This is a genomic window from Vibrio sp. SG41-7, from assembly GCF_014164465.1.
GTDB lineage: Bacteria > Pseudomonadota > Gammaproteobacteria > Enterobacterales > Vibrionaceae > Vibrio > Vibrio splendidus.
Genome location: NZ_JACJFF010000017.1, coordinates 1 through 12,344, shown reverse-complemented (window position 1 = coordinate 12,344; position 12,344 = coordinate 1). Strand labels below are relative to the sequence as shown.

The 12,344-nt window shown below is 45.1% G+C and carries 14 protein-coding genes; 13 read left to right on the top strand and 1 reads right to left on the bottom strand.

Annotation, left to right across the window (positions count from 1 at the left end):
• The first annotated feature begins 73 nt into the window (after positions 1–73).
• The 11 genes from H5300_RS06855 (at position 74) to H5300_RS06805 (ending at position 10,093) form a co-directional block, all read left to right on the top strand.
• The gene (locus H5300_RS06855) at positions 74–2,050 is read left to right on the top strand and encodes a bifunctional 2',3'-cyclic-nucleotide 2'-phosphodiesterase/3'-nucleotidase (protein ID WP_017069395.1); all 1,977 of its coding nucleotides are present in this window, start codon (positions 74–76) and stop codon (positions 2,048–2,050) included.
• Between the two features lie 338 nt (positions 2,051–2,388).
• Positions 2,389–2,976, top strand: a complete 588-nt coding sequence (locus tag H5300_RS06850) for a DedA family protein (RefSeq protein ID WP_054542380.1) — start codon at positions 2,389–2,391, stop codon at positions 2,974–2,976.
• Positions 2,973–4,106 carry an ATP-grasp domain-containing protein gene (locus tag H5300_RS06845; protein ID WP_182795702.1) on the top strand — a complete coding sequence of 378 codons (1,134 nt, stop codon included), beginning with the start codon at positions 2,973–2,975 and terminating at the stop codon, positions 4,104–4,106. Before H5300_RS06850 ends, H5300_RS06845 begins: the two co-directional genes overlap by 4 nt.
• Positions 4,107–4,125: 19 nt before the next feature.
• Positions 4,126–4,668 carry a hypothetical protein gene (locus H5300_RS06840; RefSeq protein WP_017083769.1) on the top strand — a complete coding sequence of 181 codons (543 nt, stop codon included), beginning with the start codon at positions 4,126–4,128 and terminating at the stop codon, positions 4,666–4,668.
• A 2-nt stretch (positions 4,669–4,670) separates the two neighbouring features.
• On the top strand, positions 4,671–5,420 hold the full coding sequence (locus tag H5300_RS06835; protein WP_182795701.1) for an NRDE family protein: 750 nt from the start codon (positions 4,671–4,673) through the stop codon (positions 5,418–5,420).
• Between the two features lie 12 nt (positions 5,421–5,432).
• Entirely contained in the window at positions 5,433–5,870 is a 438-nt protein-coding gene (locus H5300_RS06830) for a YHS domain-containing (seleno)protein (RefSeq protein ID WP_004735265.1), read from the top strand.
• A 10-nt stretch (positions 5,871–5,880) separates the two neighbouring features.
• Complete coding sequence (locus H5300_RS06825; protein ID WP_182795700.1) at positions 5,881–6,324, top strand: hypothetical protein; 444 nt, start codon at positions 5,881–5,883, stop codon at positions 6,322–6,324.
• 12 nt (positions 6,325–6,336) lie between these two features.
• Positions 6,337–8,091: a lysophospholipid acyltransferase family protein gene (locus H5300_RS06820; protein WP_182795699.1), complete on the top strand. Its 1,755-nt coding sequence runs from the start codon at positions 6,337–6,339 to the stop codon at positions 8,089–8,091.
• A gap of 71 nt (positions 8,092–8,162) precedes the next feature.
• The gene (locus H5300_RS06815) at positions 8,163–8,729 is read left to right on the top strand and encodes a Crp/Fnr family transcriptional regulator (protein WP_004735262.1); all 567 of its coding nucleotides are present in this window, start codon (positions 8,163–8,165) and stop codon (positions 8,727–8,729) included.
• A gap of 57 nt (positions 8,730–8,786) precedes the next feature.
• Complete coding sequence (locus H5300_RS06810) at positions 8,787–9,239, top strand: GNAT family N-acetyltransferase (protein WP_004735261.1); 453 nt, start codon at positions 8,787–8,789, stop codon at positions 9,237–9,239.
• Positions 9,239–10,093: a DMT family transporter gene (locus H5300_RS06805; protein WP_182795698.1), complete on the top strand. Its 855-nt coding sequence runs from the start codon at positions 9,239–9,241 to the stop codon at positions 10,091–10,093. The genes H5300_RS06810 and H5300_RS06805 overlap by 1 nt, the downstream gene beginning before the upstream one ends.
• 59 nt (positions 10,094–10,152) lie before the next feature.
• Here H5300_RS06805 and H5300_RS06800 read toward each other — a convergent pair whose 3' ends face one another.
• A complete protein-coding gene (locus tag H5300_RS06800) occupies positions 10,153–10,737 on the bottom strand; it encodes a LysM-like peptidoglycan-binding domain-containing protein (protein ID WP_026012320.1) in 585 nt (194 codons plus the stop codon).
• Positions 10,738–10,950: 213 nt separating this feature from the next.
• Between H5300_RS06800 and H5300_RS06795 the strand changes: the two genes are divergently transcribed.
• Complete coding sequence (locus H5300_RS06795; protein ID WP_017078817.1) at positions 10,951–11,571, top strand: FKBP-type peptidyl-prolyl cis-trans isomerase; 621 nt, start codon at positions 10,951–10,953, stop codon at positions 11,569–11,571.
• A gap of 134 nt (positions 11,572–11,705) precedes the next feature.
• Complete coding sequence (locus tag H5300_RS06790; protein ID WP_017083776.1) at positions 11,706–12,200, top strand: DUF2780 domain-containing protein; 495 nt, start codon at positions 11,706–11,708, stop codon at positions 12,198–12,200.
• Positions 12,201–12,344 lie beyond the last annotated feature (144 nt).

Sequence of the window (12,344 nt, the reverse complement as noted above, 5' to 3'; positions counted from 1 at the left end):
TTGTAATCATTGTTTCATTCGGTTTTGTTACATTACGCAACGAATTTTCTACTATCCACTTTGGAGCTACAAAATGAAAGTTGCAATGAAACCTTTGTCATTGGCTGTACTTGCGGGTCTTGGTTTGACTTTAGCAGGCTGCACAACAACACCAGATACCGATGAAGTGATTAAATTACGTGTCGTAGAAACGACGGATATCCATACCAACCTAATGGATTACGACTACTACAAAGACAAGCCATCGAAAAAAATCGGCTTAGCACGTACTGCAACTCTAGTAAAAGAAGCTCAAAGCGAAGTAACCAACAGCGTATTAGTTGATAACGGTGACTTGCTGCAAGGTAGCCCAATGGGTGACTACATGGCAGACAAAGGCATCGAAGCGGGCGAAGTTCACCCTGCATACAAAGCTATGAACCAACTAAGCTACGACGCTGCAAACCTAGGTAACCACGAATTCAACTACGGTCTTGAGTTCCTAGAAGAATCTATCAACGACGCTGATTTCCCGTACATCAGTGCTAACGTTTACGACGCAGAAACCAAAGAACACTACTTCACGCCTTATATCATCAAGACGCACACGTTCGAAGATACTGCTGGCGTAGAGCACGAAGTAAAAGTGGGTTACATCGGTTTCGTTCCACCACAAATCATGACGTGGGATAAGAAGAACCTTGAAGGTAAAGTGATCGCTCGCGATATCATTGAGACGGCTAACGAGTTAGTGCCTCAAATGAAAGCAGAAGGCGCTGAAGTTATCGTTGCTATCCCTCACTCAGGCGTATCAACTGACCCATACAAAAATGGCGAAGAGAACTCAACGTTCTACCTATCTGAAGTAGACGGCATCGATGCGATCGCATTCGGCCACTCTCACGCAGTTTTCCCAGGTAAAGGTTTTGATGACATTCAAGGCATCGACAACGAAACTGGCACCATGAACGGCGTTGCGGCAGTAATGCCAGGTCGTTGGGGTAGCCACGTTGGTGTTATGGATCTAACACTTGCACAAAAAGACGGTAAGTGGGAAGTGGTTAAAGGCCAATCAGAAGCACGCCCTATCTACGACAAAATCGAGAAGAAATCGCTTGCTGCAGCTGATGAAGGCATCGTAACAGCACTAGAAAAAGACCACGCTGGTACTCGTGAGTTTGTTAACCAACCGATTGGTAAAGCAGACGATGTGATGTACAGCTTCTTGTCTCTAGTACAAGACGATCCAACAGTTCAAATCGTTAACCTTGCACAGAAAGATTACGTTGAACAGTTCATCCAAGGTGACCCTGACCTAGATGGTACGCCAGTACTTTCAGCGGCTGCACCATTCAAGGCCGGCGGCCGTAAGAATGACCCAGCAAACTTCACTGAGGTTGAGTCTGGTCAACTAACCTTCCGTAACGCAGCTGACTTATACCTTTACCCGAACACGCTAGTTGCGATGAAGGTAACGGGTCACGAAGTAAAAGAGTGGCTTGAGTGTTCTGCAGGTCAGTTCAACCAAGTGGATGTTAACTCAACTGCACCACAACAGTTGATCGAGTGGGATAACTTCCGTACTTACAACTTCGATGTTATCGACGGTGTTGATTACCAAATCGACGTAACTCAACCTGCGAAATACGATGCAAACTGTAAAGTGGTTAACCCTGACTCACAGCGTATTGTTGGCCTAACTTACCAAGGTAAGCCAATCGACATGAAGCAAGACTTCCTGATCGCCACCAACAACTACCGTGCATATAGCGCTAAGTTCCCAGGCACAGGTGAAGACTTCATCGCATTTGATGCACCAGATGAGAACCGTACTGTTCTTGCAAACTACATCTCTCGCGTAAGCAAAGAGCAAGGTCAAGTGAGCCCAAGCGCGGATAACAATTGGTCATTTGCACCAATCAAAACGGATAACAAGCTAGATATCCGCTTTGAAACATCTCCAAGCGACAAAGCAGCAGAGTTCATCAAAGAAAAAGGTCAATACCCGATGAAACGTGTTGCGACTGACGATGTTGGTTTTGCTGTTTACCAGATTGACCTAACTAAATAGATTGCTTAAGTAATCCATAGTTAACGTTCTGAAAGGCTGAGTTTAACGACTCAGCCTTTTTCTTTTCTTCTAAATGTTCAGCCCAAAGCCCTAATTTTCGAACGACAAACTCTCGTTCAACCCGCTTCCAAATGCCACGCCTTCAGCTTCAAAACAGCTTCAAAACAGCAGTCAAACAGCAGTCAAACAGCACGACTCAAACCACCAATTTAATGAATCCAACACAAAAAAACACTAATCAGCTGTAAGTTTTTATCTGCTCCTCCTGTCTATTTAATTTACTACACTCAATGAATGGTGATTAAGCCATTCATCTATAGGATAGATAAGGACATTTGATGAGCACCGTCGAGAGCATTCAAGCATGGTTACATTCAGGAGAGGAGTCGCTGCTATGGCTGATGCTTGGCATCATCGCACTTTCTTACCTGCTTGAAGATCTGGCGATTGTTACGGCGGCAGGTATCGCGACTCAAGGTCTAATACTCCCTCAATATGCGCTGCTTGCTATTTTCATCGGTATTGCCACGGGAGATCTCGGTCTTTATTACTTAGGGAAGTCAGGACGTTATTTCCGAGGTGTTCGATATAAAGCCCTCACCAATAAGTACTTTCGTTCGCTTCGCACCAAATTACGTCAGAACGCATTCAGCAGCCTTTTTGTTATCCGCTTTATTCCAGGGCTTCGCACCGTCGGGTTTACCTTAAGTGGCTTTTTCGCCATCCCACTGCCTACTTTCTTGTTTGCTGTCATCAGCGCCACCGCGATCTGGACTGGCATTGTCTTCTCTGCCATCTACTATTTAGGGACATCAGCGTGGCTGCAAGCCTCTGAATATCAATGGATCATCATCCCGTGTGCCATCGCTTTGCTGTTTATCGGCAATCGATTAATGAATAGAACCTACTCTAGAGGATTATCATGAGTTCACCGCAAGATATTCGCATCATTCCAGCACATCAAATCAATGCAGGCATGCCTTTGCTTGAAAAAGATACCGTGCGCAGTGTCTCTCCTTATGAGTTTCTTCCGACTTGGTTCTTCTACACGCCAGTCGTGATTCAAAGCCTGATGCAAGGGTTACGGCACTTTGACTGGGCGCTGCCGCTCATTGCCAACCCAAGCATCAAGTTAAGCGGCATGGTAGGCGAATCAAAACACGAGATATTAAGCCTTGCCGGATCTTCAAGTCAGCGTTGGATCTCTCCGTTTATCACCCTCACCAAAACGGATCTCAGCGGTAAGAAACAAGCTGAAGATGCACGCAGCGCACTCATACAATCCGATCTTGATTTCCCGATTGTAGCGAAACCAGATCTTGGCTGTCGAGGCGTTGGCGTCAAGCTGATCAACACACAAGATCAACTTGAGCAATATGTTGAATCTTTCCCAAATAATGCTCGCTTTCTACTGCAAGAAAAGGCGCCTTATCAGGCAGAAGCTGGCGTTTTCTATGTTCGTTACCCAAACAAAAAGCAAGGCGAGATCATCTCGATCACACTCAAATATGCGCCAATGGTGATGGGTGATGGCAAGTCGACACTCAAGCAGTTAATTGAAAATAGCCCGCGTGCTGGGCAACTCAGCCACCTGTATCTACCAAGGCATGAAGATAAATTGGATCACGTGCTCGCAGAGGGCGAAGAGTTCCAACTCGCGTTCGCAGGTAGCCATAGCCGTGGCTGCATCTTCCGCGATGGCAATCAATACATTACTCAGGCTTTAACTGAACGTTTAGACGAGATATTCGATGACTTCGATGGTTTCCATTTTGGCCGACTCGACGTCAAGTTTAAAGACATGCACAGCCTAATGAACGGCGAGGATTTCACGATCCTTGAGGTCAATGGCGCAAGCAGTGAGGCTGGGCATATCTGGGATCGCAACACACCGCTGCGAGAGATATTTTCTACGCTACTCCTGCAATACCGCATTCTTTTTGATATTGGCGCTCAGCAAAAACAACGAGGCCATAAGACTCCCTCTTTCAAGAGCTTATTCGCTGCGTGGCAAGAAGAGCAACGTCTTGTTCAACAATATCCGACCACTGACTAACTTTGTACGAGGACCATGAATGAACCCCATAGCCCAACCAAGCGCCCTCACTTCTTTCTCTCCTAGCATCAAAGGAGCGGTAGAGATATTGAATCAGGGTCTAGAGTTTTTGTTAGCGATATCTGACAGCGACTATCTGACACGAGCAAAGCCGCACGTCACAAGCTCTATTGGTGAGCATACTCGTCACACGCTCGATCTTTTTCACGCTTTAATTTTAAAAGAGAATGCGACCGTTGATTACAACACTCGCCGTCGTGGTCATCCCGTCGAATACGACCGCTCAATTGCAGTAAAAGAGATCCATTATGTGATCAACTGGCTTGAACGACTAGACCGCAGAGATCTCGAAGCGCCTATCATGATCCAAACCGAAGTTTCAATGGATACACAAGTATTCGCCAGCCTGCCTTCTACGTTAGAAAGAGAGGTCACCTTTGCTGCTCTGCATGCCAATCATCACTATGCGATGATCAAGGTGATCACGACCTTTCTTGATGTCGAAACATGCAATACCTTTGGTTATGCCCCAACCACCAGCAGCTATCTGAGGGAGCAATAATCATGTGTTCAGTATCTTGGCTGCTTGAAGAAAATGGTTATCAGGTCTTTTTTAATCGTGATGAACAAAAGACACGGGCACTAGCAATGCCACCTAAACAGTATCGAGTCAACGGTGTCGATATCATCATGCCACTCGACCCAACTGGCGGTGGTAGCTGGATCAGTATCAATGAATTCGGGCTTTCGCTATGCCTACTCAATAACTATCAAGGCATAGTCCCTGTTGGACCTTTAGTCAGCCGTGGTTTGCTACTCAAGAACCTATCATCGAGTCGTAACATCAGTCAGCTCTCTGAAGCATTTCATCAGCTCGACCTGCACTCTTTTGTCCCGTTTACCTTGTTGGCTTTTGCGCCGAACTTAACTCAGAACAATGGGTTGGTTATCGCCTATATGTGGGATGGTATTCAACAGCACATCGTCGACACTGATTCTCCACTCTTCTCATCCGGTGTTGATTTAGAGCGAGTACAAGCCTATCGACAAGCAAAATACGATCAGCTTATGGCAACGGGTAAGAATCAACAGAACTTACTTCAGTTTCACTCTCACCATCACAGCGAACAGCCTCATTTAGCGACCTGTATGCATCGTGAAGACGCGCACACCGTGAGCTTTACACACTTACGCAATCTACACGGCCAAGCCTCGATGTTTTACGCACCCGGCTCGCCTTGTGAACCCATTAAACCATGCCAGATAAATCAACAGCGTTTTACCTTCGATTTATCACCAGCAATCAATCTATAGATGGAGTCCATCATGAGAAAACTATTAACCATGGTCATGCTACTTGTTAGCCCATACGTATTTGCCGCCGATGAAATCTACACAGGATTCTTTAGCAGTAAGGCGCTCGATGGCTACGATACTGTGGCTTATTTCACTTCAGGTAAGCCCATTGAAGGCAGTAAAAAATTCAGCACCGAGTACAAAGGCGCGGACTGGTATTTCTCTTCTGAAAAGAATCTGACTTTATTTGTTAATAATCCTGAAAAATATGCCCCTCAATATGGGGGTTATTGCGCTTGGGCTGTTTCAGCAAAAAGTGACTTTGCACCCGGTGACCCGAACCAATGGACAATTGTTGATAACAAGCTTTACCTCAACTACGACCAAGAGATTAAACAGCGTTGGGAACAAGACCGAGCACAGCATATTCAAAAAGCCGACACCGTTTGGCCGCAACTGATCAAATAAGGGAATAACCATGACATTCACTCCAACTAAACATATTCCTGCGGCATTTATCGCTTTCGTATTTGTTCAGTCGCTGTTTTTTAAGTTCACAGGCTCATACGAGACTGAGCATATCTTTGGCACCTTGGCGACATGGTCTGGCTTAAGTTGGTTCGGTTCATTTGGCGGCTACTTGATTGGGTTCGCTGAATTGATTGCGGCCATTTTGTTGTTTACTCGTTGGCATGGTCTGGGTGCCATCATGAGTGTGGGGATTATGAATGGCGCGATATTTTTCCATCTGTTTACGCCGCTCGGTATTCAAATGCCTGAGTTTAACGCTGCGGGTGAAATTGTCGGTTATGACGGCGGATTACTGTTTGGCATGGCATGCCTAGTATGGCTTTGCGGTGCATTTTTAAGTGTAAAAGATTTCAAGAATCAAGACGGTTTCCTAAACAACTTTAGTCAATAAGGTAGCTTCATTATGATTGATAGTCCTTTTCGTTTACCACGTTACACGCCTTTTGGTTTAGGTGAGTCTGTTGTCGAGTGGGCAACTGGGCTATCTAAGCTAGATAAGCTCTATCAAGATAGACCTGATGAGTTATCTAGCTTTGAATTCATGCATCACACCTTGTCAGCATTGAATATCGACTATTCCGTTTCAGCAGGCGCCACTGATAATATTCCCGAACAAGGGCCAGTAGTCATTGTGGCTAACCACCCACTTGGTGCGATTGAAGGAGTGATCCTTGCTGATCTCGTAGGATCGGTAAGAAAGGATGTGAAGGTGTTGGCCAATGAGTTGCTCAAGCGACTGCCTGAACTGGATGATCTGTTTATTGGGGTCGATGTCTTTAACAGTAAAGAATCGAAACGCACCAATGCTAAAGCTATTCGAGATGCCAATCGTCATTTAGCAGACGGTGGACTCTTGATTGTGTTCCCTGCTGGCGAAGTATCGAGTTACCGTAAAGGGGCCAAGACACTAACAGACATCGAGTGGAGCAAATCAGTCGCAAAGTTTGTTAAGCGTCACCAAGCCACCACGGTGCCTATCTTTATCAATGGCAAGAACAGTGAGCTTTTCTACCAAGCGGGCCGTGTTCACCCACTACTGAGAACGGCTTTACTTGGCCGTGAACTTCTTAATAAACAGGCGACGACTATCTCTATCTCGATTGGCTCTTCGATTCCGTATTCAGAGATCAAATCGTTTGAAAAAGAGATGGATATCGTCAACTACCTACGACTCAATACCTACCTAATGAGTCAACAAGATAGCCCGAATACGCCAATCCACGCGCCCTCTTTTGACACCCAAGTGATTGCGCCTATTCCACCAGAAGTGTTGGCAATAGAGGTCGGTTCTCTTCCTGAAGAGATGAAGTTACTTGAGCAAGGGGACTTCGAAGTCTACTGTACGCCAAGCCAATCTATTCCTAACTTAATGCGCGAAATTGGTCGAGTTAGAGAAGAGAGTTTCCGAGAAGTCGGAGAAGGCAGCGGGCTTGCCTGTGATTTAGATGAGTATGACCTTTACTACCACCAACTGTTTGTTTGGAATAAAACCAAGGCTGAATTAGTGGGTGCATACCGGCTTGGTATGGTCGACAAGCTCATCGCAGATCACGGGCTTGATAAGCTCTACTCTCGTAGCCTGTTTAACTACAATCAAGAATTCATCGATACCTTAGACAACAGTATCGAGCTTGGGCGTTCTGTAGTGAGCAAGCCTTATCAGAAGAGCCTTAACTCGCTATTACTATTGTGGAAAGGTATCGCGGCCTTCGTGTATCGTCATCCTCAATACACTCACCTATTCGGCCCAGTCAGTATCAGTAATGATTACAGCCACAATGCGCGTCTGTTGATTGCGACTACCCTATCCATACACCATTACGATGAACAAAAGGCGAACTTGGTTTCTCCTTCTTCACCGCTCAATACCAATAATAATGTGTTCTGGCAGAATCACCTGCTATCGTCATTGGCGAGTGTCCCTCTGCTTTCTAAAGTGTTGGCTCGTATGGAGCAAGGGAAAGGCCTACCGGTACTGCTACGCCAATACTTAGGGATGAACGGTAAACTTGTGTGCTTTAACGTCGACCCATCGTTTAATGATGCCTTGGATGGCTTGATTGTGGTTAATCTTAAGAAAGTACCATTGAAAACCCTAGGCAAATACATGGGCAGAGACCTCGCTCAAGATTATCTAGAACAACACAGTCGACGTTGATTTAGCCTGCTCTGTACCTCTCCCCAAATAAGTGCGATGATCTCGGTACTTATTTGGGTTAGGTTATTTTCATGCACACCTCTTTTATCGAACAACTACAAAGCTTTGACTTCTCTGAGAGTCAGATTGAATCTCTATTAGCTGTCGCGAAGCCGCTTGAACTGCCAACCCGACACATACTGATCAATCAAGGTGAGATGGCGAGTTCGATCTACTTTGTACTTGAAGGCTTATGCCACGCTTGTTACCTCACTAATGACGGTAAGCAATACAGCAAAGAATTCTACTGGGAACAAGACTGGATCATCGGCTTTGAGAGTTTGATAAAGAACCAAGCGTCCCCTTACCTACTAGAAACGCTCACACCCATCACAATGTTAGAACTGCCAATGAATGCGGTTATTGAGTGGCGTGCATCAAATAACCCTCTGTATTTAAAGCTGTTAGAAACTCAGCTCATGCACAAGGAAAACAAAGAACGCTTTATGTTGCTTTATACCCCAGAGCAACGCTACCAACTGTTCTGCGAACATTACCCCGACCTTGAACAGCGCTTGAACGACAATCAAATTGCGGCTTACCTAGGTATAACCGCGATCAGTCTGAGCAGAATTAAAGGTCGAATTAACAATAGTTAATGCCAACAATCATCGCACATAGTACATTCAGAGCATCGATAATCTCTGGATGTAAACATGATCACTTGGCACTCAATTCCCTTCTCTGAACTTTCAACACAACAGCTTTATCAATTACTTAAATTACGAGTCGATGTGTTCGTTGTTGAGCAAAATTGCCCTTATCCAGAGCTCGATGGTAAAGATACACTCGCAGGTGTTGAACACTTGCTTGGCTATGCTGATGCAGAGCTAGTGGCGTGTGCCCGTTTGTTACCACCAGGTACTTCTTACGACAATACCAGCATCGGCCGAGTGGCGACCAAGCAATCAGCAAGAGGTGATGGCTTGGGTCATCAATTGATCAAAGAAGCATTAACACGCTGTGAGACTCTTTGGCCGAGCAAGACCATCGATATTGGCGCGCAACAACACCTAGAAAACTTCTATGCGAATCACGGGTTCGAAACTATCTCTGAGATGTATCTGGAAGACGATATTCCGCATGTAGACATGAGATTTGAAAAGTAATGACGAATATCACTGTCGGTATTCTATTGTTGGTTGCAGGTAACTTGTTTGCCTCGCTTTCCGACGTAGCGGTAAAACTGTTGAATGGCGAAGTACCGCCTCTTCAGTATATTTTTTTCCGACAGTTGATATCTCTGCTCATCATCACCCCTTTGTGGCTACAGCAGAAAAAGGAACAACGACGCTTACAGCAAGCCAAAGTGACCATCATACGCGGACAGCTGATACTAATTGGCAGTGGATGTATGGTTGTCGCGATTACCCATTTATCTTTGGCTACCGCCAACGCAGTATTTTACGTCGCGCCCCTGTTGATGTTACCTCTCTCTATGTTTCTACTGAAAGAGCAACCGGCACTTGGCAAGGTTATCGCCACCACTATCGGTTTTATTGGTGCATTGATTGTCTTGAGGCCATCACAATTTCATTGGGCAGCACTGTTTGCTTTGGGTACAGCACTCACCCTCGCACTATTCAATGTATTGGTAAGAAAGCTTCCTAGTGAGCAAACGGTGGTCACTACGCTGTGGTGGACAACCTTATTCTCTATTCCAGCCTCATTAGTACTGTGCTTCTTATACTGGCAGCCGGTGTCTGTGGAACATTTGGGATACATAGCATTAAGTGCGACGCTAATCTTAAGCTACAACGGACTTGCGGTCGCTGCCTACCAAAAAGCACACTCTAGTCAAATTGCCTTGGCTGAATACTCAGGCTTAGTGTTTGTCGCCATAATAGGCGCTATATGGTTTGATGAGATTCCAGATACGTTAACCTTTATCGGAATTATGCTCATCATCTTACCGCTTGCACCTTTCAAGCGACCAAAAAAAAGAGCTAATCATTATCATTAGCTCTTTTCTATCGACTATCTGTATCTGACGAAACGCTTTAACGCAGGCTCAGTATTGAGCTACTTACTACGGCCAAAGCCACCGTCTGACAATCGGAAAAACATCACCGAAGTGTTGCCTTTTTCTAGCTGAAGAATGTCTAGTTTCCCGGTCTCGGCGAGTTTGAATCGAACTAGCTGGCCTTTACGAATCTGACTAAGTGGTTTGTCTGCCCCTTCAATACGCACTAGCGCGTTCAAGTCAGACAACGGTAAGTCGTTATTTCGAAAAACCTGCGCTAACGTATCCCCTTGCTTTACAAGATACTCCTGCCAGTTGTTGTTACTCGGTTCTGATGAACTGCTCTTGGCATTTTGCTGTTCGCTTAAACCAACGGTGTTTATCTCAAGCTCAACGCGCGATGTTGCTGGGGCTGCGTCTACTTTAGGTTCTGGTAGCGGCACAAAAAGTAAGATCAATACGATCGGCGAAATCACCATCAATAGTCTCTGGTGTAATTTCGGCAATGATCCCCAGGCCTGCACGGTTGAGGTTTTCATTTTCTTGATATCGATCGAGCTTAATTTCTCTTTGACCTGATTCAGTCGATCCTTGAACTCTGCTAAGTGGTCTACTTTCTGTTTTTTCTTTTGACGACGATTCATGCCACTGCGTCCTATACATTGAATAACTACAGTATAAAAACCAAAGTACCAACAGTATAGATCTTTCCGCTACAACAGAGACCAAAGCAAGAAAATTGACATAGCTGTGATTTGGACACGTTAAAGCGTAAGTGATCAGGGGCTAGCCGTTTATTCAGGCTGCTAATACTGGTATTCTTACCCTTTTCGTACTGACAAAAAGAGTGACTTTTCATGTCTGAAGTAAAATTTGAAACTGTAGAGCAAAAAGCTAGCTACGGTATCGGTCTACAAATGGGCCAACAACTTGCTGGTTCTGGTCTTGAAGGCCTAAACGTTGACGCAATCGCTGCTGGTATCGCAACAGCTCTAGTTGGTGACATGCCAGCTATCGAAGTTGACGAAATCAACAACGCACTACAAGAGCTACACACTCGTGGTGAAGCTGCACGTCAAGAACTAGCTAAAGCAGCAGCTGCTGACGGCGAAGCTTTCCTAACTGACAACGCTCTTCGTTCAGAAGTAACAGTTCTTGAGTCTGGTCTTCAGTACGAAGTACTAACTGAAGGTACTGGCGAAATCCCTACTGCAGACAAGCAAGTACGTGTTCACTACCACGGTGAACTAACTGACGGTACTGTTTTCGACAGTTCTGTATCTCGCGGTCAACCTGCTGAATTCCCAGTAACTGGCGTAATTCAAGGTTGGGTACAAGCTCTACAAATGATGCCTGTTGGCTCTAAGTGGAAGCTATACATCCCTCAAGATCTAGCATACGGTGAGCGCGGCGCAGGTGCTGCAATTCCACCATTTGCAGCTCTAGTGTTTGAAGTAGAACTTCTAGCTATCCTTTAATTTTTATAAAAACCTTTAGTAAAACAAAATACTATAGGCAAATAAAATTAAAATAATCCAACGGCGATGTGACTACATCGCCGTTTTTCGTTTATAGTGAATAGGTCGATTACTTTATTACTTAAGGAAGAATAATGAAGAAAATACTCATCACTATGCTCAGCAGCCTTGCTGTAGTCTCTTGCGCTAGCACTAGCGACTCTGAACAAACCGGTTCAACATCAGATACCAACTATTCCCAACTATCGCAAACTGCCCTGATGGCAGCAGTGAATATGTGGTCTCAACAAAACGAAACAACACCACTTGCTGATACCGTTGCTGATCAAGCATCTGTTACCAGCGATCAAGCAATTGGTGGTATCGGTTCAATGTTGGCGCTTGCACAAAATTCACTTGGCTCAGCAGACAATAAAGAACTCGCATCACTCATTCCTGGAATGTCTTCACTTGAATCAACTGGCTTATCATCAGTTCTAAGCTCACAAGGTGCTGTTGAAAGTGCGTTTGCTGGGTTAGGTATGGATTCGTCAATGGTTACGACATTTGCACCAATCATTCTTCAGGCACTTCAATCACAAGGTGCAACGAGCGGCCTTATGGATTCACTTGCCGCTATTTGGCAGTAAGGCCATCGCGATTAGCGATTAGTTAAAGAATATTGTAAGGGCACTTCGGTGCTCTTTTTTGTGCGTGGAAGAAAAGATATTTGAGATACGAGATACGAGATATTTTTAAAAAATAGAGCAGAGCAGAGCAGAGCAGAGCAGAGC

Coding starts and splice junctions, on each gene's coding strand:
- H5300_RS06850 (WP_054542380.1), top strand. CDS start 2,389: ATGAGCACCGTCGAGAGCATTCAAGCATGGTTACATTCAGGAGAGGAG.
- H5300_RS06810 (WP_004735261.1), top strand. CDS start 8,787: ATGATCACTTGGCACTCAATTCCCTTCTCTGAACTTTCAACACAACAG.
- H5300_RS06840 (WP_017083769.1), top strand. CDS start 4,126: ATGAACCCCATAGCCCAACCAAGCGCCCTCACTTCTTTCTCTCCTAGC.
- H5300_RS06805 (WP_182795698.1), top strand. CDS start 9,239: ATGACGAATATCACTGTCGGTATTCTATTGTTGGTTGCAGGTAACTTG.
- H5300_RS06815 (WP_004735262.1), top strand. CDS start 8,163: ATGCACACCTCTTTTATCGAACAACTACAAAGCTTTGACTTCTCTGAG.
- H5300_RS06820 (WP_182795699.1), top strand. CDS start 6,337: ATGATTGATAGTCCTTTTCGTTTACCACGTTACACGCCTTTTGGTTTA.
- H5300_RS06835 (WP_182795701.1), top strand. CDS start 4,671: ATGTGTTCAGTATCTTGGCTGCTTGAAGAAAATGGTTATCAGGTCTTT.
- H5300_RS06855 (WP_017069395.1), top strand. CDS start 74: ATGAAAGTTGCAATGAAACCTTTGTCATTGGCTGTACTTGCGGGTCTT.
- H5300_RS06825 (WP_182795700.1), top strand. CDS start 5,881: ATGACATTCACTCCAACTAAACATATTCCTGCGGCATTTATCGCTTTC.
- H5300_RS06830 (WP_004735265.1), top strand. CDS start 5,433: ATGAGAAAACTATTAACCATGGTCATGCTACTTGTTAGCCCATACGTA.
- H5300_RS06790 (WP_017083776.1), top strand. CDS start 11,706: ATGAAGAAAATACTCATCACTATGCTCAGCAGCCTTGCTGTAGTCTCT.
- H5300_RS06795 (WP_017078817.1), top strand. CDS start 10,951: ATGTCTGAAGTAAAATTTGAAACTGTAGAGCAAAAAGCTAGCTACGGT.
- H5300_RS06845 (WP_182795702.1), top strand. CDS start 2,973: ATGAGTTCACCGCAAGATATTCGCATCATTCCAGCACATCAAATCAAT.
- H5300_RS06800 (WP_026012320.1), bottom strand. CDS start 10,737: ATGAATCGTCGTCAAAAGAAAAAACAGAAAGTAGACCACTTAGCAGAG.